Source organism: Kribbella orskensis, from assembly GCF_004342085.1.
In the GTDB taxonomy this organism is placed as follows: Bacteria; Actinomycetota; Actinomycetes; order Propionibacteriales; family Kribbellaceae; genus Kribbella; species Kribbella orskensis.
On sequence record NZ_SLWM01000004.1, the window covers coordinates 424,099 to 443,990 of the forward strand.

General features: G+C 69.2%; 20 protein-coding genes. 1 reads left to right on the forward strand and 19 read right to left on the reverse strand.

Annotated elements, in window-relative coordinates:
* Positions 1-25: 25 nt before the first annotated feature.
* The 11 genes from metK to EV644_RS14235 all read right to left on the reverse strand — a co-directional run bounded on the left by metK (position 26) and on the right by EV644_RS14235 (position 8,943).
* Positions 26-1,219, reverse strand: a complete 1,194-nt coding sequence (gene metK, locus EV644_RS14185; RefSeq protein WP_132188717.1) for a methionine adenosyltransferase — start codon at positions 1,217-1,219, stop codon at positions 26-28.
* A 225-nt stretch (positions 1,220-1,444) separates the two neighbouring features.
* On the reverse strand, positions 1,445-2,578 hold the full coding sequence (locus tag EV644_RS14190) for a winged helix DNA-binding domain-containing protein (RefSeq protein WP_132188718.1): 1,134 nt from the start codon (positions 2,576-2,578) through the stop codon (positions 1,445-1,447).
* A 63-nt stretch (positions 2,579-2,641) separates the two neighbouring features.
* Positions 2,642-3,649, reverse strand: coding sequence for a 1-aminocyclopropane-1-carboxylate deaminase (locus EV644_RS14195; protein ID WP_132188719.1), 1,008 nt, complete (start codon positions 3,647-3,649; stop codon positions 2,642-2,644).
* Positions 3,650-4,318: a GntR family transcriptional regulator gene (locus EV644_RS14200; protein ID WP_132188720.1), complete on the reverse strand. Its 669-nt coding sequence runs from the start codon at positions 4,316-4,318 to the stop codon at positions 3,650-3,652.
* A 54-nt stretch (positions 4,319-4,372) separates the two neighbouring features.
* Entirely contained in the window at positions 4,373-5,614 is a 1,242-nt protein-coding gene (coaBC, locus tag EV644_RS14205; RefSeq protein ID WP_132188721.1) for a bifunctional phosphopantothenoylcysteine decarboxylase/phosphopantothenate--cysteine ligase CoaBC, read from the reverse strand.
* A 33-nt stretch (positions 5,615-5,647) separates the two neighbouring features.
* The gene (gene rpoZ / locus EV644_RS14210; RefSeq protein ID WP_132188722.1) at positions 5,648-5,956 is read right to left on the reverse strand and encodes a DNA-directed RNA polymerase subunit omega; all 309 of its coding nucleotides are present in this window, start codon (positions 5,954-5,956) and stop codon (positions 5,648-5,650) included.
* Between the two features lie 2 nt (positions 5,957-5,958).
* Entirely contained in the window at positions 5,959-6,570 is a 612-nt protein-coding gene (gene gmk, locus EV644_RS14215; protein WP_132188933.1) for a guanylate kinase, read from the reverse strand.
* Between the two features lie 50 nt (positions 6,571-6,620).
* The gene (gene mihF / locus EV644_RS14220; RefSeq protein WP_132188723.1) at positions 6,621-6,935 is read right to left on the reverse strand and encodes an integration host factor, actinobacterial type; all 315 of its coding nucleotides are present in this window, start codon (positions 6,933-6,935) and stop codon (positions 6,621-6,623) included.
* Positions 6,936-6,994: 59 nt separating this feature from the next.
* A complete protein-coding gene (locus EV644_RS14225; RefSeq protein ID WP_132188724.1) occupies positions 6,995-7,366 on the reverse strand; it encodes a hypothetical protein in 372 nt (123 codons plus the stop codon).
* A gap of 153 nt (positions 7,367-7,519) precedes the next feature.
* Entirely contained in the window at positions 7,520-7,852 is a 333-nt protein-coding gene (locus tag EV644_RS14230; protein WP_241998137.1) for a hypothetical protein, read from the reverse strand.
* Positions 7,853-8,028: 176 nt separating this feature from the next.
* A complete protein-coding gene (locus EV644_RS14235; protein ID WP_199239806.1) occupies positions 8,029-8,943 on the reverse strand; it encodes an EamA family transporter in 915 nt (304 codons plus the stop codon).
* 68 nt (positions 8,944-9,011) lie between these two features.
* Between EV644_RS14235 and EV644_RS14240 the strand changes: the two genes are divergently transcribed.
* Positions 9,012-9,866: a LysR family transcriptional regulator gene (locus EV644_RS14240; protein ID WP_132188726.1), complete on the forward strand. Its 855-nt coding sequence runs from the start codon at positions 9,012-9,014 to the stop codon at positions 9,864-9,866.
* Here the strand turns inward: EV644_RS14240 and pyrF are convergent.
* Genes pyrF through pyrR form a run of 8 tightly spaced genes read right to left on the reverse strand, consistent with a single transcriptional unit; the run spans position 9,860 to position 19,693 of the window.
* Positions 9,860-10,696 carry an orotidine-5'-phosphate decarboxylase gene (gene pyrF, locus EV644_RS14245; protein WP_132188727.1) on the reverse strand — a complete coding sequence of 279 codons (837 nt, stop codon included), beginning with the start codon at positions 10,694-10,696 and terminating at the stop codon, positions 9,860-9,862. The genes EV644_RS14240 and pyrF overlap by 7 nt on opposite strands.
* Positions 10,697-10,740: 44 nt before the next feature.
* The gene (locus EV644_RS14250) at positions 10,741-11,799 is read right to left on the reverse strand and encodes a quinone-dependent dihydroorotate dehydrogenase (protein WP_132188728.1); all 1,059 of its coding nucleotides are present in this window, start codon (positions 11,797-11,799) and stop codon (positions 10,741-10,743) included.
* A gap of 5 nt (positions 11,800-11,804) precedes the next feature.
* Positions 11,805-15,155, reverse strand: a complete 3,351-nt coding sequence (gene carB / locus EV644_RS14255) for a carbamoyl-phosphate synthase large subunit (protein WP_132188729.1) — start codon at positions 15,153-15,155, stop codon at positions 11,805-11,807.
* The gene (carA, locus tag EV644_RS14260) at positions 15,155-16,288 is read right to left on the reverse strand and encodes a glutamine-hydrolyzing carbamoyl-phosphate synthase small subunit (protein ID WP_132188730.1); all 1,134 of its coding nucleotides are present in this window, start codon (positions 16,286-16,288) and stop codon (positions 15,155-15,157) included. The genes carB and carA overlap by 1 nt, the downstream gene beginning before the upstream one ends.
* The gene (locus tag EV644_RS14265; RefSeq protein ID WP_132188731.1) at positions 16,289-16,777 is read right to left on the reverse strand and encodes a PH-like domain-containing protein; all 489 of its coding nucleotides are present in this window, start codon (positions 16,775-16,777) and stop codon (positions 16,289-16,291) included.
* The gene (locus tag EV644_RS14270) at positions 16,774-18,069 is read right to left on the reverse strand and encodes a dihydroorotase (RefSeq protein ID WP_132188732.1); all 1,296 of its coding nucleotides are present in this window, start codon (positions 18,067-18,069) and stop codon (positions 16,774-16,776) included. The genes EV644_RS14265 and EV644_RS14270 overlap by 4 nt, the downstream gene beginning before the upstream one ends.
* Positions 18,066-19,013, reverse strand: a complete 948-nt coding sequence (locus EV644_RS14275) for an aspartate carbamoyltransferase catalytic subunit (RefSeq protein WP_199239807.1) — start codon at positions 19,011-19,013, stop codon at positions 18,066-18,068. The genes EV644_RS14270 and EV644_RS14275 overlap by 4 nt, the downstream gene beginning before the upstream one ends.
* Positions 19,013-19,693, reverse strand: a complete 681-nt coding sequence (pyrR, locus tag EV644_RS14280; protein ID WP_241998138.1) for a bifunctional pyr operon transcriptional regulator/uracil phosphoribosyltransferase PyrR — start codon at positions 19,691-19,693, stop codon at positions 19,013-19,015. Before pyrR ends, EV644_RS14275 begins: the two co-directional genes overlap by 1 nt.
* Between the last annotated feature and the right edge of the window lie 199 nt (positions 19,694-19,892).

A 19,892-nucleotide genomic window follows, 5' to 3' on the forward strand; every position in this document is an offset into this window, starting at 1 on the left:
TCGGGTCGCGGGCGGTCACAGGGAACTACTGGGCGATCGCGGCCTTCAGCGCCTCGACGCGGTCGAGCCGCTCCCAGGTGAAGTCCTCGCCGGTACGGCCGAAGTGGCCGTTGCGGGCGGTCTGGGCGTAGATCGGCCGGAGCAGGTCGAGGTCGCGGATGATCGCGGCCGGACGCAGGTCGAACACCTCGAGCACCGCGTCGCTGATCTTGTCCACCGGCACGGTCTCGGTGCCGAAGGTGTCGACGTAGAAGCCGACCGGCGCCGCCTTGCCGATCGCGTAGGCGACCTGGCACTCGGCCCGCGAGGCGAGCCCCGCGGCGACGATGTTCTTCGCCACCCAGCGCATCGCGTACGCCGCCGAGCGGTCCACCTTCGACGGGTCCTTGCCGGAGAACGCGCCGCCGCCGTGGCGGGACATGCCGCCGTAGGTGTCGATGATGATCTTGCGGCCGGTCACGCCGGCGTCACCCATCGGGCCACCGATCTCGAACCGGCCGGTCGGGTTCACCAGCAGCTTGTAGTCGGTCGAGTCGATGTCGAACTGCTCGAGCACCGGGTCGACGACGTGCTTCTTCACGTCCGGGCTCAGCATCGAGTCCAGGCTGATGTCGGCGGCGTGCTGGCTCGACACCACCACGGTGTGGACCCGGACCGCCTTGTCGCCTTCGTACTCGACGGTGACCTGGGTCTTGCCGTCGGGACGCAGGTAGGCCATCGTGCCGTCCTTGCGGACCTCGGACAGCCGTGCGGACAGCCGGTGCGCGATGGTGATCGGCAGCGGCATCAGCTCGGGCGTCTCGTTCGACGCGTAGCCGAACATCAGGCCCTGGTCGCCGGCACCCTGCAGGTCGAGCGCGTCGTCCGACGCGTCCGAACGGGTCTCGTACGCCGTGTCGACGCCCTGCGCGATGTCGGGCGACTGGCTGCCGATGGCAACCGTGACTCCACAGGAAGCGCCGTCGAAGCCCTTCAGCGAGGAGTCGTAGCCGATCTCCAGGATCCGCGCCCGGACGATGCCGGGGATGTCGACGTACGCGGTGGTGGTGACCTCGCCGGCGACGACGACCAGGCCGGTCGTCACCAGGGTCTCCACCGCGACGCGGCTCTTGGGGTCCTCGGCCAGCAGGGCATCAAGGATGGAGTCGCTGATCTGGTCAGCGATCTTGTCCGGATGACCCTCAGTCACCGACTCGGACGTGAAAAGGCGCCGTGCCACGGATTCTCCTCGGGGTTTCCTCGTTCGCCACATGACGGGGCAGCCTCTCCCCTGTCACAGCACCGCCCCACGCGATGTATCTGGGAAGTATGCCAGCAGATCCGGCCAAGGTCCCGAACGACAGGCCGATCCGTTCGCTTCGTGAGATTGCACGCCATATAGTGGACAAATCGAGATGAGCGGATGGTGAAGCCGATCCTACCCCGCGCGAGTTTCACGCTCAGTTCAGGCGTGCGGACCGGTCTCCACCGGGCCGATCGTGAGCACCGGGCTCGCGTCGAAAATGTGACCAAGGCGATCGACCTCCGCGTCGAGCGCGCGCAGCCGGGTGGGACTGAGGGTGCTCAGTGGCTCCACAGTGACCTGGAGCTTGCGGCCCGACCTCCGCTGATGCCACACCCCGGCGACGATTCCGTCCACCAGTAGCAGCGGGTAGTTGCCCGCCTGTCCGCCCGCCAGCGCCCGGGTCGACGCCCGGCCGGGGAAGAGTAGATCGCGCGGATGACTGCCCACGCCGTACGCGTCGAAGTACGGCAGCAGCCGTACGCCGGTGGCCGGCTTGTCCGTCATCGAGGTGTCGCCCTCGGCGAGCCACGCGCGGCTGCCTTCGAGGTCGACCTCCGGCAGGCCGTCGAACAGGTTCCTGACGAAGGCCGTCGAGGTGCTGAGCCATTTCGCGAACTGCTCGGGGGTGGCCGGGCCGTAGCTGCGGAGATACCGGTCCAAGAGCGCAGTGAGCGCTTCCTCCCCGTGCATCGGCTGGAACGGCGTGAACCGGTGCGGGTTCGAGTAGGTGACTTTGCGGCCGCGGTTGGGGCCGTAGGCAAGCATGCCCGCGTTGGCCGCGTCCGGGATCACCTGACGCCAGCGCGGCCAGAACACCTGGAACGCAGGCATCACCAGCTCACCCGCCCACGAACCGGTCCGCGCGACCACCTGCTCGGAGAGTTCGTCGACAGTCAGGTCATCGTCGGCCAGCGCCGCACCGATAGCAGCGATCACCTCGTCGCGCTGGTCGTCCGTCAGTCGCATGTACGCCGGCGCCGCCGGACCCTTCGGCAAAGCGGACAGAGCGCCGGTCCACAACGGCAGATCGTCGGCCGGCAACAGATGCACGGTCCCCCGCGGCCCGAAGGTCTTCACCACCCTGTGGTCCTCCCACAAGGCCCTCTGAACGTCCGTCCGCGTCGCCCCGTCGAGTCTGAGAGCAACCGAAACCTCCCCGGCCGACAGCACCTGCGCATGCGCCCCACACATCGCCCGTACTACGTCCGCCGGGCTGCTCGCCGCCGGAACCGCCAGGTGATGCCGGGCCATCCGGCGGGCGACTACGGACTTCCACTTCAGCTGCTCGCTCATGTCACTGAGGCTAGAACGGGAAGCGGCCAGCTCCTGACCGCTTCGATACTTCGACGGAGCGCGTTACTGGAAGAGCCCGCTGTAGGCGTTGAGGGCGGGCTGGCCGCCGAGGTGGACGTAGAGCACGTTCGAGTCCTTCGGGATCTCGCCGTCGCGCACGAGGTCGATCAGCGCGGCCATCGACTTCCCTTCGTAGACAGGGTCGATGATCATCGCCTCGAGGCTGCCGCTGAGCCGGATCGCGTCCAGCGTCGACTGCACCGGGATGCCGTAGAGATCGCCGGCCCAGCCTTCGAGCACGGTGATCTCGTCCTCCCGCAGGTCCCGGCCGAGGCCGATGAGCTCCGCGGTGTTGCGAGCGATCTTCGCCACCTGCGCGCGGGTCTCGTCGATCTTGGCCGAGGCGTCGATGCCCAGCAGCCGGCGCGGACGATCCTGGCCCGCGAAACCGGCGATCATGCCCGCCTGCGTGCTGCCGGTGACGCTGCACACGACCACAGTGTCGAAGAACACGCCGAGGTCCTGCTCCTGCTGCCTGACCTCCTCGGCCCAGTTGGCGAACCCAAGCCCACCTAGCGGATGGTCGGACGCCCCTGCCGGGATCGCGTACGGCGTGCCGCCGCCGGCCTGGACATCCTCCAGCGCTTGCTGCCAGCTCTCCTTGAAGCCGATGCCGAAGCCCGCCCGGACCAGGCGGACGTCGGCGCCCATGATCCGCGACAGCAGGATGTTGCCGACCTTGTCGTTGACCGGGTCGGGCCAGTCGACCCAACTCTCCTGCACCAGCACGGCTTTCAGCCCGGCCCTGGCCGCGGCCGCGGCCACCTGGCGGGTGTGGTTGGACTGCACGCCGCCGATGCTCACCAACGTGTCGGCGCCCTGGGCCAGCGCGTCGGCGACCAGGTACTCGAGCTTCCGGGTCTTGTTGCCGCCGAAGGCCAGACCGCTGTTGCAGTCCTCGCGCTTGGCCCAGACCCGCGCACCGCCAAGGTGCTTGGTCAGCCGATCCAGCGGGTGGACGGGGCTCGGCCCGAAGAGCAGTGGGTAGCGGTCGAAAGCGTCGATGCGCATCTAGGTCTCCTGGAGTGAGTTGTCGAGCAGCGGCACGAGGGTCTGCCAGTTCGCGCGGGTCGCGGCGGTGGCGCCTTCGACGTCGCCCGCCTCGCAGAGGGCGATGATCCTGTCGTGTTGGGCGACCGAGCCGCGGCCGCCGAGCGACGAGAACCTCAGCCGCTCGACGCGTCGCAGTACGGGGGTGAACTGTTCGAGGACGGTCTCGATCGCGCGGTTCGCGCAGGCGGCGACCGGCACCCCGTGGAAGTCGTCGTCGGCGGCGATCGCGGCGTCGACGTCGTTGCGGCACAGGGCATCAGCGAGGCGCTTGTTCGCCTCACGCATGGCGTCGAGCTCGGCCGCCGACAGGTTGGGAATCGCTTCGCGCACCGCCAACTCGTGCATCGCGGCGGTGACCAGCTGAGCGGAGCGGATCTCGCGGACGTCGAGCGGGCTGACGGTGGTCGAACGCCCGGGCTTGGTCTGCACCAGACCGGCTTGTTCGAGCCGCGCCAGCGCCTCGCGGACCGGCGTACGGCTGACTCCCAGCCACTCGACCAGGTCTGCGTCGTTGAGGCGCTCCCCCGGCGCGAGAGTGCCGTCGACGATGGCGTCCCGGATGGCGCGGTAGGAGTTCTCTCGCAGGAGCGTCCTGGAGACGAGCCCTCGACTCTGCGGCACTGGCATGCAATATATTGCACATGGCACAGGGCGATCTGTCCAGTGACCGCCTTGAACGGACTAGTGCCAGTGGGTGGCGACGAGGTTCCAGATGACACCGGCCAGGGCGTCCTTGCTGCCGGAGGGCACCGGGAGGGCGCCGTCGTCGCGATCGAGGATGACGGCCTCGTTGTTGTCGCTACCGAAGACCTTGCCGCCGGACACGTCGTTCACCACCAGCAGGTCGCAGCCCTTGCGCTCGAGCTTGGCGCGGCCGAGCTCCAGCACGCTGTGCTGGGCGTCGCCCGTCTCGGCAGCGAAGCCGACGATGACCTGATCCGACCGCTGCCGGTCATGCGAGATGGTGGCGAGGATGTCGGGGTTCTCCACCAGGTTGACCGCCGGCACCGTACCGTCGCCGGTCTTCTTGATCTTGTGCTCCGCGACATCGGCCGGCCGGAAGTCGGCGGGAGCAGCCGCCATCACGATCGCGTCAGAGTCCGCTGCGCGGCTGGTGATCTCCTCGTACAGGTCGCGCGTGCTGGTGACCGGGACGACCTGGACTCCCGCGGGATCCGCGAGCTCGGAATTAGCTGCGACCAGAGTGACCTTGGCGCCACGGGCGGCGGCGATCCGCGCCAGCGCGTAGCCCTGCTTGCCGGACGAGGAGTTGCCCAGGTAGCGGACCGGGTCGAGGTGCTCGCGGGTGCCGCCGGCGCTGACCAGGACGTGCTTGCCGGTCAGATCCGCCACGGACTGCCCGGCAGCGCGGGCCGTCTCGTCGGCGAGCATCAACTGGCTGATCGCGAAGATCTCGGCCGGTTCGGGCAACCGCCCGCGGCCGGTGTCGGTACCCGTCAACCGGCCGACCGCTGGGTCGAGCACGGTGATGCCGCGGGACCGCAGGGTCGCCACGTTGGCCTGGGTGGCAGGGTGTTCCCACATCTCGGTGTGCATCGCGGCCGCGAACAGGATCGGACAGCGAGCGGTCAGCAGAGTGTTCGTGAGCAGGTCGTCGGCCAGGCCGTGCGCGGCCTTCGCGATCAGGTTCGCGGTGGCGGGCGCGACCACGACGAGGTCGGCTCCCTTGCCGATCCGGACGTGTGGGACCTCCTGCACGTCGTCGAACGGGTCGGCGGTGACCGGCTGACCCGACAGCGCCGCCCACGTCGCGGCGCCGACGAACTCCAGTGCGGCCGCGGTCGGCACCACCCGGACACTGTGCCCGGACTCGGTCAGCCGGCGGAGCAGATCACAGACCTTGTAGGCCGCGATCCCGCCGCCGACACCGAGAACCACGGACGGCCGCTGCTGTGCGGTCACAGACCTGAACCCGGCGTCGTCATCGACGGATGATTACTCGGACTTCTCCGCAGCGGCGGCGGCAGCTTCCGCCTCGGCCTCGGGGTCGATGTCCGTGCAGGTCAGCACACCCTCGTTGATCTCGCGCATGGCGATCGACAGGGGCTTCTCCTGGACGTGCGTCTCGACCAGCGGTCCGACGTACTCCAGCAGGCCCTCGCCGAGCTGGGAGTAGTAGGCGTTGATCTGCCGAGCCCGCTTGGCCGAGTAAAGCACCAGCTTGTACTTCGAGTCGGTGTGGGTGAGCAGGTCGTCGATCGGCGGGGAGGTGATGCCGATGGCGACGGGCTGGTTGCCAGACAAGTTCAGCTCTTTCCAGAGATGGAGGGTGATCGAATCAACTTTACCAACTGATCGGCCGCTTCCCGAACGGAGGCGTTCACGATCGTGACGTCGAACTCCTTCTCGGCCGCCAGCTCCAGCGTAGCCGTCTGCAGTCTGCGCTCGCGCTCCTCGGCCGTCTCGGTCCCCCGGCCGACCAGCCGGCGGACCAGTTCGTCCCAGCTCGGCGGGGCCAGGAAGACGAACTGCGCCTCCGGCATCGTCTCGCGCACCTGCCGCGCGCCCTGGAGGTCGATCTCCAGCAGCGCCGGGCGGCCCTCGGCGAGCTTGTCCAGCACCTGCCGCCGCGGCGTCCCGTAGCGGGCCGCCTTGTGCACGACCGCCCACTCGAGCAGTTCGTCGTCGGCGATCATCCGGTCGAACTCCTCGTCGGACACGAACAGGTAGTGCACCCCGTGCACCTCGTTCGGCCGGGCCTTGCGGGTGGTCGCCGAGACCGAGATCCAGATGTCGGGGAAGCGCTCCCTGATGTCGGCGGCGACGGTGCCCTTGCCGACGGCCGTCGGGCCCGCCAGCACGGTCAGCCGGGCCCCGCCGGTACCGCTTTCCGCGTCGTTCCCCGTGTCCGAATCCATCTCCCGGCCCGTTTCCTGCTGCGTCGTGATCAGATCCGTCGACATCAGCGTCACTCGGCGAACTCGCGCTCGAGCGCGGCGATCTGGTTCGTCCCGAGGCCGCGCACCCGGCGGGAATCGGAGATCCCGGCCCGCTCCATGATCTGCTGGGCGCGGACCTTGCCGACCCCGGGGATGCACTGCAGCAGCGCGCTCACCCGCATCTTGCCGATCACGTCGTTCGTCTGCCCCTCGTGCAGCACCTCCGTAGGAGACGCCCCCGAGTGCCGGATCCGGTTCTTGATCTCCGCACGCTCACGCCGTGCGGCCGCGGCCTTGTCCAGAGCAGCCGCACGCTGCTCTGGGGTCAAAGAAGGAAGTGGCACCGTTTCACCTGTCCCGTTTTGTGGCTTCGCCGCTGAACCTAACACGCGACGGGACGGCCTCAGTTCAGCTCAGGGACATCTACCTTGCACGAGTCTTTCGCATGGGTCGCGATCGACTTGTAGGCAGCCATCGCGGGCCCGGTCTCCTTGCTCAGCCGAGCCAGTTCGACACGATCCGTACCGGCCTTCTGGGCCTTCTCCGCGATCGTCACGATCTTGGCCCAGTCGTCCTTCACCTCGGCCGGCGCGCTGTTCTCGAGCTTCTTCGCGTCCTCGAGGATCTTGGCGTAGTCGGCGGGGTTCTGCGGGTCCACGTTCACCGCGGAGGCCGCGTAACCGGCCAGGTCGACGCAGTAGGCCTGCTCCTCGGTGCAGGCGGTCAGCCCGGCGGCCGCGGCGATCATCGTCGCGGTGATCACAACTGTGCGCATCTGTTCCTCATCCTCGGGGGGTCTCGAGTGGTCCTCGGGGGTGTTGCCGCAGACGCTACCGGCCGTCACCAAACCAACCGGAAACCCACCTTTTCGCCACCGTCGGCCCGGCCCGCGCCCCGGGGTACGGGGCGCGGGCCGGAGCGGGCGGGGTCAGTCCTCGATGCTGACCTTGCAGGTGTCCTTCGCCTGCTTGGCGATCGCCTCGGAGGCGGTCGCCATCTTCTGGCCCTCGTTCTTGGCGAGCTCGGCCAGCTTGGTCTGGTCGCCGTTCGCGTCCTTCGCCTTGTCGAGGAAGTCCTTCAAGACCTTCCAGTCGTCCTTCAGGTCGTCCGGCGCCGACTTCGACAGCTTGCCGGACTCGGTGCGGATCTTGTCGACGGCCCCGGAGTCCTTGATGTCGGCGTTCTTGACCGCCTCGGCATAGTTCTGCAGTTCGCTGCAGTAGTCGCCACCCGAGCATGCCGTCAAAGTGCCGACGCTCATTGTCACTACCGCCGCGAGGGCCGCAACCTTATGCATTCCAGTCCCATCTGTTGCCGCGGAAAGCCGTTCGCCTTCCGTCACGGCAACCCTTCCGAACGCCGGGGGTCAACACTGCGCACCAAACGCCGTGAACAACGTCGCATCACCTCGTTGGAACCAGCCCGTAACCTCTCGCGTCAGCCGCCGTTCGCCACGGCAGCACGCACTGATCTGCCGCGTCGGCCGGCCGTCCCCGCGGCGACGGCGTTCGCCGCGACGATCACGGTGATGGCGAACCAGTCGAGGTGATCGAGCCGCTGATCGAGCACCAGCAGGCCGACCAGGGCAGCCAGTACCGGGTTCACACTCATGAAGACCCCGAACAACTGCGCCGGAACCGTGCGCAGCGCCAGCAGGTCCACCAGGAACGGAACAGCCGACGACAACAGTCCGGCCGCGAGCGCGTACCCGATCGCCGCAACCGTCGGCGGATGGTGCCAGAGCACGAAGACTCCGACCGGGAGGTAGGCAAGCGCCGACACGGCGGCCGCAGCTGCCGATCCCTGCGCTCCCGGGATTCGCTGTCCCACCGTGCGGTTGAGCAGGATGTAGCAGCCCCAACAGACCGCCGCCACCAGCGCCAGCCCGACGCCGAGGTAGTCAGTGCTCGCCTGCGGCCGGGTGAGCACCACCACCGCCGGTCCCGCGGCGAGCGCACAGACCAGGTCGATCTTCCGCCTCGAGCCCACCAGCGCCACCGTCAGCGGCCCGAGGAACTCCAACGTCACCGCCAGGCCGAGCCCGATCCGGTCGATGGCCGTGTAGAGCGACAGATTCATCGTCGCGAACACCATCGCCAGCCCGAGGACCGGCCACCACTGGCGCGCCGTGAACTCCCGCAACCGAGGCCGCCCGACAGCCACCAGCAGCAGCCCAGCCACCAACTGCCGCACCGCCACCACACCCACCGGCCCGATCACCGGAAACGCGAGGGCTCCCATCGCCGCTCCGACCTGATTGGAAAGCCCGCTCCCCAACATCATCAGCACGCCCATTGCGGGCTGAGGGTCGGCTGTCGCCGGCGCTTCGTGGGTATGACTGGCGGTTGTCATGGTTCGAGGCTGCGCCGGCGCCAACTATTCGCAAAATGCATCGACGAGGGGATCTATACGCTGAAGTCATGGACCTCGAGCTGCGGCAGTTGCGGTGCCTGGTGGCGATCGTGGACTCGGGCACCTTCACCGACGCCGCGATCGAGCTGGGGATCTCGCAGGCGGCGGTGTCGCGGACGTTGCTGAGTCTCGAGCAGGTTCTCGGGGTGCGCGTGCTGCATCGGACCAGCCGGACCGTCAGCCCGACCACGGCCGGCGTACAGGTGCTGGCACGGGCCCGGCATCTGCTGGCCGAGGCGGACGATCTGGTGCGGGAGGCGACGACCGGACATACGCGGTTGCGGATCGGGCATGCGTGGTCGGCGATGGGGCAGCACACGGGTGAGTTCCAGCGACGGTGGGCCGCGCTCTACCCCGAGGTCGAGTTGCATCTGGTCCGCACCAACACGACCACCGGCGGGCTGGCGGAAGGTCTGTGCGATCTGGCGGTCGTCCGGACGCCGATCGACACCCAGCGGTTCGCGCACGCCAAGATCGCGGACGAACGCCGGTACTGCGCGATGGCCGCGGACGACCCCTGGAAGCGTCGTCGCTCGATCACCATGGACGAGCTACGGGAACGCACCCTGCTGGTGGATCGCCGCACCGGGACGACCACGACCGACCTCTGGCCGGAAGGCTCGCGGCCGCGACTGGAGTACACCCAGGACATCGACGACTGGCTGGCCGCGATCGCCACCGGCCGGTACGTCGGCCTGACCCCGCAAGCCACCGTCACGCAGTACCGGCGCGACGGCATCGTCTACCGCCCCGTCCGCGACGCTCCCCTGGTCGAGGTCCACCTGGCCTGGCGCCGCCACGACCCCCACCCCGCCACCCACGCCGCGGTAGCTCTGCTCACAGAGCTCTACAACGATCAGTAGCCGAGGACTGTCCGGAAAGCGTCGTTGGAGCGGGCTGCGGCTTCGCGGAGGGCGGTCGGGTTGGGGCCGGCGCCGAGGATCTCGCGGGAGCTTGACGGTACGACGTTGCGGACCGCGGTGCCGAAGACCTTCGACAGGCTTGCGGGTGTGGCTCCCTGGGCACCGAGGCCCGGGGCGAGCAGGGGGCCACGGATGTCGAGGTTCTCGTCGGTCGGCTGGATCGTGGCGCCCACCACGGCACCGAAGGAGCCCAGGTCGTCCGCATCGGCGTTCAGCTCGCGCAACCCGTCGAGAACCGCCCCGGCCACGGTCGGCCCGGCCGCAGTACGGGCGGACTGGAACTGCGGGCCTTCCGGGTTCGAGGTCAGCGCCAGCACGAACAGACCGGCACCGGCTTCGCGGGCCTCGTCGATCGCAGGCTGGAGCGAGCCGAACCCGAGGTACGGGCTGACCGTCAGCGCGTCGCACGCCAGCGGCGCCTTCTCGGACAGGTAGGCCGACGCGTAACCGGACATGGTCGAGCCGATGTCACCCCGCTTGGCGTCGATGATCACCAGTGCGCCGGCCTCGCGCAGGCGGATCGTCGCCTGCTCCAGTACTGCGATGCCGGCCGACCCGAAGCGCTCGAAGAACGCCGACTGCGGCTTGAACACGGCGACCTGCTCGGCGAGTGCGTCGACCACGCCGTACGTGAACGAGGCGAGGCCGTCGGGGTCGTCCGGCAGACCCCACGCCGCCAGCAGGTGTGCGTGCGGGTCGATCCCGACGCAGAGGGGGCCGCGCTCGGTCATCGCGGCGCGGAGCCGGGTTCCGAAGGGCTGGCTGCTCATGGGGCGTTCTCGCTCTCTCATCGAAGTCCTCAAGCTCATCGAAGTCATCGGCTCTGGGCGGCCAGGTTGCGGTTGGTCCGGCGGATCAGGCCCGGTCCGCGGTAGATCAGGCCGGTGTAGAGCTGGACGAGGCTGGCGCCGGCGTCGAGCAGGCGGGCCGCGTCGGCCGGATCGAGGATGCCGCCGACGCCGATGATCGGCAGCGCTCCCCCGGTCTCGGCGTAGATGTGGGCCACGGTCTTGGCGGAGATCTCGGTCAGCGGACGACCGGACAGACCGCCGGCCTCCCCCGCCAGCCGCTCGTCGGCCGGAGCGAGCCCGGCTCGGCCGATCGTGGTGTTGGTCGCGATGATCCCGGCCACCCCGACGTCCGTGCAGACGCCGAGCAGTTCGTCGATCGCCTGCTCGGTCAGGTCGGGCGCGATCTTCACCAGGATCGGCTTCGGCCCGCGACCACCGGAGCTCAGAGCCTCGGCCTCGGCGTGCAGGGCCGTGAGCAGTTCCCGGAGGTGCCCGGAGTCCTGCAGAGAGCGCAATCCCGGCGTGTTCGGCGAGCTGACGTTGACCGCGAAGTAGTCGCCGAAGCGGTAGAGCCGCCGCAGCGACGTGACGTAGTCCTCCACCGCGTCCTCGAGCGGCGTCACCTTCGACTTCCCGATGCTGACCCCGAGCGGGTACCCGAGATCGCCGTACTGCGCCAGCCGGTCCGCGAGCGCCGCCGAGCCGAGGTTGTTGAAGCCCATCCGGTTGATCACGGCCTCGCTCTCGACCAACCGGAACAACCGCGGCTTCTCGTTGCCCGGCTGGGCATGGGCCGTCACCGTGCCGACCTCGACGAACCCGAATCCGAGGGCACGCCAGGCCGGCAGGGCGACACCGTTCTTGTCCATGCCGGCCGCCAGCCCGACCGGACTCGGGAAACGGACGCCGAAGACCGTCCGCTCGAGCCCGGCCGGCAGAGAACCGTAGGAACGCGAGAGAGCGCTCACCGCGCCCGGAACGCGGCTCAGCCGGCGCAGCCCGTGCAAGGTCTGCTCGTGCGCGACCTCGGCATCTCCCTTGCCCAGCCGGTACAGGACCGGCCTGATCACCTTCCGGTACACGCCGCTCAGCTCTCCACACCCGCCGCCGAGCCCGCTGGAGAGTCGGCAGTCCCGCGGATCCGGGAGGTCCAGTCCTGCAGGGAGCGCACTCCGATGTCCCCGGCCTGCTGCGCCTCGATCCCCTGCACCGCCGCGGCCAGGCCCTGCACCGTGGTGATGCACGGGATGTTCCGGGCCACCGCCGCGCTGCGGATCTCGTAGCCGTCGATGCGCGGCGAACCGCCCTGGGTGATCCCGATCGGGGTGTTGACGATCAGGTTCAGCTCACCGTCCTGGACCATCTGGACGATCGTCGGCTCGCCGTTCGGCCCCGGGCCCTGGCTGCTCTTGCGCACGGTGACCGCCTCGACCCCGTTGCGCCGCAGGACGTCGGCCGTCCCTTCGGTCGCGTAGATCTGGAAACCGAGATCCGCCAGCCGCTTGACCGGGAAGATCATGTGCCGCTTGTCCCGGTTCGCGACCGACACGAACACCTTGCCGGATCCCGGCAGCGGCTGGGACGCCCCCGCCTGGGACTTGGCGAACGCGGTACCGAAGGTGTCGTCGATGCCCATCACCTCGCCGGTGGACCGCATCTCCGGCCCGAGCAGGGTGTCGACGGACGTACCGTCGATCGTCCGGAACCGGTTGAACGGCATCACGGCCTCCTTCACCGCGATCGGCGTCGAAGCCGGCAGCGTGCCACCGTCGCCCTGAGCCGGGAGCATCCCCTCGGCCCGCAGGTCAGCGATCGTCGCCCCGAGCATCACCCGGGCCGCGGCCTTCGCCAGCGGCGTCGCCGTCGCCTTGGAGACGAACGGCACCGTCCGCGACGCCCGCGGATTTGCCTCGAGCACGTAGAGCACGTCGCCGGCGAGCGCGTACTGCACGTTCAGCAGACCCCGTACTCCGACGCCGCGCGCGATCGCCTCGGTCGACTCGCGGATCTTCCGGATGTCCGCGTTCCCGAGGGTGATCGGCGGCAGCGCGCAGGACGAGTCGCCCGAGTGCACCCCGGCCTCCTCGATGTGCTCCATCACGCCGCCGAGGAACAACTCGTTGCCGTCGTACAGCCCGTCCACGTCGATCTCGACCGCATCGTCCAAGAACCGGTCGATCAGCACCGGGTGCTCCCAGTTCGCCGCGATCGCGTCACCGCTGAGCCGCTGCAGCGCGGCCGTCAGCTCGGCCTCGCTGTAGACGATCTCCATGCCGCGCCCACCCAGCACGTACGACGGCCGCACGAGCACCGGGAATCCGATCTCGGCGGCGATCGTCTGGGCCTGGTCGAAGGACATCGCGGTGCCGTGCTTCGGCGCGGGCAGCGAGGCGTCGGCGAGCACCTTGCCGAAGGCGCCGCGCTCCTCCGCCAGGTGGATCGCCTCGGGCGGCGTGCCGACGATCGGCACCCCCGCGTCCGCGAGCCGCTGGGCCAGTCCGAGCGGAGTCTGCCCGCCCAGTTGCACGATGACCCCGGCGACCGGGCCCGCCTGCATCTCGGCGTACACGATCTCCAGCACGTCCTCGCAGGTGAGCGGCTCGAAGTACAGCCGGTCGGAGGTGTCGTAGTCGGTCGAGACGGTCTCCGGGTTGCAGTTCACCATCACGGTGCAGTAGCCGGCGTCGCGCAGCGCCATCGACGCGTGCACGCAGGAGTAGTCGAACTCGATGCCCTGCCCGATCCGGTTCGGACCCGAGCCGAGGATCAGTACGGCGGGCTCGGTGCGCGGAGCCACCTCGCTCTCCTCGTCGTACGACGAGTAGTGGTACGGCGTGGCGGCGGCGAACTCGGCCGCGCAGGTGTCCACCGTCTTGAAGACCGGCCGGATCCCCAGCGCCTGCCGGACACCCCGTACGACGTCCTCCGTGAGCCCGCGGATCTCCGCCAGCTGGAGGTCGGAGAACCCGTGGCGCTTGGCGAGCCGGAGGATCTCCGGGGTCAGCCGTGGTGCGGCCGCGACCTGGAGAGCGGTCTCGTGGATCAGGTACAGCTGGTCCACGAACCACGGGTCGATCTTGGTCGCGTCGAAGACCTGCTCGGGACTCGCCCCGGCGCGGATCGCGTCCATGATAGTGCGCAGCCGGCCGTCATGCGGCGTCTTGATTGCCTCCAGCAACGGCTCGAGATCACTCGCGGGTGCCTCGGCCCAGGTGAACCGCGCCTCCGGCTTCTCCAGCGAGCGCAACGCCTTCTGCAGCGCCTCCGTGTAGTTGCGGCCGATCGCCATCGCCTCGCCCACGCTCTTCATGTGCGTGGTCAGCGTGGCGTCCGCGGCCGGGAACTTCTCGAACGCGAACCGCGGCACCTTGACGACGACGTAGTCCAGGGTCGGCTCGAAGCTCGCCGGGGTCTGCTTGGTGATGTCGTTCGGGATCTCGTCCAGCGTGTAGCCGATCGCGACCTTCGCCGCGATCTTGGCGATCGGGAAGCCGGTCGCCTTCGACGCCAGCGCGGACGACCGGGACACCCGCGGGTTCATCTCGATCACGATCAGCCGGCCGTCGGCCGGATCCACCGCGAACTGGATGTTGCAGCCTCCGGTATCGACGCCGACCTCGCGGATGATGCCGATGGCCAGGTCCCGCATCACCTGGTACTCGCGGTCCGTCAGCGTCATCGCCGGCGCGACCGTGACCGAGTCGCCGGTGTGCACGCCCATCGGGTCGACGTTCTCGATCGAGCAGATGATCACCACGTTGTCGGCCTTGTCGCGCATCACCTCCAGCTCGTACTCCTTCCAGCCGACGATGGACTCCTCGATCAGGACCTCCGTCGTCGGGCTGGCGGACAGCCCGGCCCCGGCGATCCGCCGCAGGTCCGGTTCGTCGTACGCCATCCCGGAGCCGACGCCGCCCATCGTGAAGGACGGCCGGACCACCAGCGGGTAGCCCAGCTCGGCCGCGGCGGCGAGCACGTCGTCGAGGGTGTGGCAGACCACCGAGCGCGCGACCTCGGCGCCCAGCTTCTCCACGATCGCCTTGAACGACTCGCGGTTCTCGCCGCGCTGGATCGCGTCCACCGAGGCGCCGATCAGCTCGACGCCGTACTTGTCCAGCACGCCGTTCTCGTGCAGAGCGATTGCCGCGTTCAGCGCGGTCTGGCCGCCCAGGGTGGCGAGCAGGACGTTCGGGCGCTCCTTCTCGATCACCTTCTCGACGAACTCCGGCGTGATCGGCTCGACGTAGGTGGCGTCGGCGAACTCCGGGTCCGTCATGATCGTGGCCGGGTTCGAGTTCACCAGGATGACCCGGAAACCCTCCTCCTTGAGCACCCGGCAGGCCTGGGTGCCGGAGTAGTCGAACTCGCAGGCCTGGCCGATCACGATGGGCCCGGAGCCGATCACCAGCACCGAGTCGATGTCTGTACGGCGGGGCATCAGCTGCGACCTTCCATCAGTTCTACGAAGCGGTCGAAGAGGTAGGCCGAGTCGTGCGGACCGGCCGCGGCCTCCGGGTGGTACTGGACCGAGAAGGCCAGCACCCGCCCGTCGCGCCCGGTCAGCTTCAGACCCTCGACCACGTTGTCGTTGAGCGAGACGTGGCTGACCTCGGCGGTCCCGTACGGCGTCTCGACCGTCTCGTCGATCGGCGCGTCAACGGCGAACCCATGGTTCTGCGCGGTGATCTCGACCTTGCCGGTGGCCCGGTCGAGCACCGGCTGGTTGATGCCGCGGTGGCCGTACTTCAGCTTGAAGGTGCCGAGCCCGAGAGCCCGGCCGAAGACCTGGTTGCCGAAGCAGATGCCGAAGTACGGCTTGTTCTGCTCGAGGAGTTGTTTGAGCAGGGTGGTCGGGTGCTCGGTGGTCTCGGGGTCGCCCGGGCCGTTGCTCATGAAGATGCCGTCCGGGTTCACCGCCAGCACCTCCTCCAGGGTGGCGGTGGCCGGCAGCACGTGGACCTCGATCCCCCGCTCGGCCATCCGCTTCGGCGTCATCGACTTGATCCCGAGGTCGAGCGCGACGACCGTGAAGCGCCTCTCCCCCTCGGCCGGTACGACGTACGCCTCGGTGGCGGTGACCTCGGAGGCCAGGTCCGCGCCGACCATCGGCGGCTGCTCGAGCACCTTGGCCAGCAGTGCCGCAGGGTCCAGGATCTCGGTGGAGATGCCGGCCCGCATCGCGCCCCGCTCGCGCAGGTGGCGGGTCAGGGCGCGGGTGTCGATGCCGGAGATGCCGACGATGCCCTGCGCCTTCAGCTGGTCGTCGAGGGTTCGCTTGGCGCGCCAGTTCGACGGCACCCGGGCGGGGTCGCGGACGACGTACCCGGCGACCCAGATCCGGTGGGACTCGTCGTCCTCGTCGTTCACCCCGGTGTTGCCGATGTGCGGCGCGGTCTGGGTGACGATCTGGCGGTGGTACGACGGGTCGGTCAGCGTCTCCTGGTAGCCGGTCATGCCGGTGGTGAACACCGCCTCGCCGAAGGTCTCGCCGGTAGACCCGTACGACGTACCGGCGAAGGCGCGGCCGTCCTCGAGGACCAGCAGGGCGGCTGTGGAAGCTGCCTGGCTCATTTACTCGGCTCCGATCAGGGTCGAGATGGAATCGGTCAAGGGGGCGGTGTCGGCCTTGCGGCGAGGCCGGAAGCCGGTGTCGAGCTCGTGGCCGTCGTGGGTCCAGGTGACCACCACGAGACCGGACGCCTCGGCAGTCACCTTCCCGGCGATGCCGCGGTCGGTCCGGACCCCGGTCAGGTGGTCGGCCGGGATGAAGACATCCGCCGCGCCCTGCCGGTGGAAGATCAGGCCGGCCTCACTGACGGCCAGGTCCGCCGTACTGCGGACTCCGAGCTCGTGCACGGCGATCCGGTCCATCCAGTCGCCTGCCGTCGTCGTCGCGACGTACACGCCCTCTGTCTTGGCGCCTTTGACGTCGGCCGGGACGGCCGGGAGCGGGGCCAGGTCGGCCTGCCGCTGCTGGCGGTTGCGCCAGCCGCGGTACATGCCGAACCAGCCCGCGCCGATCACCAGCAAGGTGCCGACGATGCCCAGAGCCGTCTTCACCGGGTCAGCTTCCCGTCCAACACGGTCGGCTTCCCGCGGAGGAAGGTCGCGACGACGCGACCGGGCAAGGTCATCCCGTCGAACGGCGTGTTCCGCGACAACGAAGCCGTCTCACTCGGTACCACGGTGCGCTCGCTGGCCGGGTCGACCAGGACCAGGTTGGCGGGCGCTCCCGCTGCCAGCGGCTGTCCTTGCTCGCCGCTGACCTGGCCGATCGCGGCCGGGCGGTAGCTCATCCGGTCGGCGAGGTCCGCCCACGTCATCAGCTTGGTGTCGATCATCGCGTGCTGGACCACCGAGAGAGCGGTCTCCAGCCCGGTCATACCGAACGCGGCCGCGCTCCACTCGCAGTCCTTGTCCTCGACCGGGTGCGGCGCGTGGTCGGTGGCGACGATGTCGATCGTCCCGTCGGCTAGCCCCTCGCGGACCGCCTCGACGTCCTCCTTGGTCCGCAGCGGCGGGTTCACCTTGTAGACCGGGTTGTACGACTCGACCTTGTCCTCGGTCAGTAGCAGGTGGTGCGGCGTCACCTCAGCGGTGACCTCGAGCCCCCGGCGCTTCGCCGCCCGGACGATCTCGACCGAGCCCTTGGTGGACAGGTGGCAGATGTGCAGCTTGGACCCGACATGCGCGTTCAGCAGGATGTCGCGCGCGATGATCGACTCCTCGGCCACACTCGGCCAGCCGGTCAGTCCGAGAACACCGGAGAGCGCTCCCTCGTTCATCTGGGCGCCCTGGGTGAGCCGGGGCTCCTGCGCGTGCTGTGCGATCGTGCCGCCGAAGGCCTTCACGTACTCGAGTGCGCGCCGCATCAGGGCGGCGTCCCAGACGCAGTCGCCGTCGTCGGAGAACACCCGCACCCGGGCCGCCGAGTCCGCCATCGCGCCCAGCTCCGCGAGCTGCGTCCCCTGCCGGCCGACCGTGACCGCGCCGATCGGGTAGACGTCGGCGTACCCGGCCTCGCGACCGAGGCGCCAGACCTGCTCGACGACGCCGGCGGTGTCGGCGACCGGGTCGGTGTTGGCCATCGCGAACACGGCGGTGAACCCGCCCAGCGCCGCCGCCCGGGTGCCGGTGAGAACGGTCTCCGCGTCCTCGCGGCCCGGCTCGCGCAGGTGGGTGTGCAGGTCGACCAGACCGGGGAGCGCGATCTTGCCGGCGCCGTCGATCGTGGTGGCATCGGCGGGCGCGTCCAGATCGTTGCCGATGGCCACGATCTCGCCGTTGTCGATCAGCAGGTCCGCCACCTCACCGCCGATGATGCCGGCTCCGGTGATCAGGTACGCGGTCATGCGGTGGTCTCCTCAGTGGTGGGTGTTTCGGAACTTCCTGAGAGCAGCAGATAGAGGACGGCCATGCGGATCGCCACGCCGTTCGTGACCTGCTCGACGATCACCGAGCGGGTCGAGTCGGCGACCTCGGCGCTGATCTCCATGCCGCGGTTCATCGGGCCGGGGTGCAGCACGATCGCCTCGTCCGGTAGTTGCGCCATCCGGTGCACGTCCAGGCCGTAGCGCCGGGTGTACTCGCGGGCGCTGGGGAAGAACGCGTCGTTCATCCGCTCGCGCTGCACCCGCAGCATCATCACCGCGTCGCTCTTGGCCAGCGCCGCGTCCAGGTCGTACGACGTCTCGCAGGGCCAGGTGGTCATGTCGACCGGGAGCAGCGTCGGGGGCGCCACCACGGTGACGTCGGCGCCGAGCGTCGAGAGCAGCAGCACGTTCGACCGGGCCACCCGGCTGTGCAGGACGTCGCCGACGATGGTGATCCGGCGGCCCTCGAGCGAGCCGAGGTGGCGTCGCATGGTGAAGGCGTCGAGCAGCGCCTGGGTCGGGTGCTCGTGGGTGCCGTCACCGGCGTTCACGACCGCGCCGGTCAGCCAGCCGGAGTTGGCCAGCAGGTGCGGCGCACCCGAGGAGCCGTGACGGCAGACGACACCGTCCGCGCCCATCGCCTGCAGCGTCAGCGCGGTGTCCTTGAGGGACTCCCCCTTGCTCACGCTCGAGCCCTTGGCGGAGAAGTTGATCACGTCGGCGGACAACCGCTTGGCGGCCGCCTCGAACGAGATCCGGGTCCGGGTGGAGTCCTCGAAGAAGAGGTTCACCACCGTGCGGCCGCGCAGTGCCGGCAGCTTCTTGATCGGCCGGTCCGCCAGCGAGCGCATCTCCTCGGCGGTGTCCAGGATCAGGTGGGCGTCGTCGCGGCTCAGATCGCCCGCGCTCAGCAGATGCCGCATCACGCGGAGGCTCCCGTCTTGTCGGTGCTGCCGGACTTCTTGTCAGCCGATGTCCTGTCGGGGCGGGTCTTGTCCGGGTGGGCCTGGTCGGCGATCAGGACGGCGTCGGCGCCGTCGTACTCGGTCAGGTGGACCGTGACGCGCTCCACCAGCGAGGTGGGCAGGTTCTTGCCGACGTAGTCGGCGCGGATGGGCAGTTCGCGGTGCCCGCGGTCGACCAGCACGGCCAGTTGGACCGCCCTCGGGCGGCCGATGTCGCCGATCGCGTCCAGCGCGGCGCGGATGGTGCGGCCGGAGAACAGCACGTCGTCGACCAGCACGACGACCTTGCCGTCGATGCCACCCGGCGGGATGTCGGTGTGTTCCAGCGCGCGGGCCGGCTTCAGGCCGATGTCGTCGCGGTACATCGTCACGTCGAGTGACCCTGTCGGCACGCTCCGCCCCTCGACCGCCGCGATGCGGTCGGAGATGCGGCTGGCCAGCCCCACCCCTCGGGTGGGAATACCCAGCAGGACCACGGGGTCGGCACCGCGGTTGCGCTCGAGGATCTCGTGCGCGATCCGGGTCAGTGCCCGGGAAATGTCGGAAGCATCCAGCACTGTGCGGGGTACGGCCTTGGCGACCGGGGCAGTCTCGGGGACTGACTCGGGCGCGGGACCTGGTACCAAGGCAGGGCTCATCGCTACCGTTCCTCCTTTCCCGCCTCTCTGGACGGGTCTTTAAAGGACGTTCGGACCGCTTGACATGCTAGCGGATGTGACACGCCGTCTTGACGCTGGCCTCGCGGCCGGAATATTGTTACTCTGTGTAATCGTGGGGGGTTTCACCAAAACGGCCCACCCATCCGGGCCACTCGGTAATCGATCAAAAGTCGGAGGG

Excerpts from the sequence above, each read along its gene's own strand:
- gmk (WP_132188933.1), bottom strand. The coding sequence starts at position 6,570 with ATGGATTCGGACACGGGGAACGACGCGGAAAGCGGTACCGGCGGGGCC.
- EV644_RS14240 (WP_132188726.1), top strand. The coding sequence starts at position 9,012 with ATGGACCTCGAGCTGCGGCAGTTGCGGTGCCTGGTGGCGATCGTGGAC.
- carA (WP_132188730.1), bottom strand. The coding sequence starts at position 16,288 with ATGAGCCAGGCAGCTTCCACAGCCGCCCTGCTGGTCCTCGAGGACGGC.
- EV644_RS14195 (WP_132188719.1), bottom strand. The coding sequence starts at position 3,649 with ATGCGCATCGACGCTTTCGACCGCTACCCACTGCTCTTCGGGCCGAGC.
- EV644_RS14270 (WP_132188732.1), bottom strand. The coding sequence starts at position 18,069 with ATGACCGCGTACCTGATCACCGGAGCCGGCATCATCGGCGGTGAGGTG.
- pyrR (WP_241998138.1), bottom strand. The coding sequence starts at position 19,693 with ATGAGCCCTGCCTTGGTACCAGGTCCCGCGCCCGAGTCAGTCCCCGAG.
- EV644_RS14235 (WP_199239806.1), bottom strand. The coding sequence starts at position 8,943 with ATGACAACCGCCAGTCATACCCACGAAGCGCCGGCGACAGCCGACCCT.
- pyrF (WP_132188727.1), bottom strand. The coding sequence starts at position 10,696 with ATGAGCAGCCAGCCCTTCGGAACCCGGCTCCGCGCCGCGATGACCGAG.
- EV644_RS14275 (WP_199239807.1), bottom strand. The coding sequence starts at position 19,013 with ATGCGGCATCTGCTGAGCGCGGGCGATCTGAGCCGCGACGACGCCCAC.
- carB (WP_132188729.1), bottom strand. The coding sequence starts at position 15,155 with ATGCCCCGCCGTACAGACATCGACTCGGTGCTGGTGATCGGCTCCGGG.
- EV644_RS14200 (WP_132188720.1), bottom strand. The coding sequence starts at position 4,318 with ATGCCAGTGCCGCAGAGTCGAGGGCTCGTCTCCAGGACGCTCCTGCGA.
- EV644_RS14230 (WP_241998137.1), bottom strand. The coding sequence starts at position 7,852 with ATGAGCGTCGGCACTTTGACGGCATGCTCGGGTGGCGACTACTGCAGC.
- EV644_RS14190 (WP_132188718.1), bottom strand. The coding sequence starts at position 2,578 with ATGAGCGAGCAGCTGAAGTGGAAGTCCGTAGTCGCCCGCCGGATGGCC.
- EV644_RS14225 (WP_132188724.1), bottom strand. The coding sequence starts at position 7,366 with ATGCGCACAGTTGTGATCACCGCGACGATGATCGCCGCGGCCGCCGGG.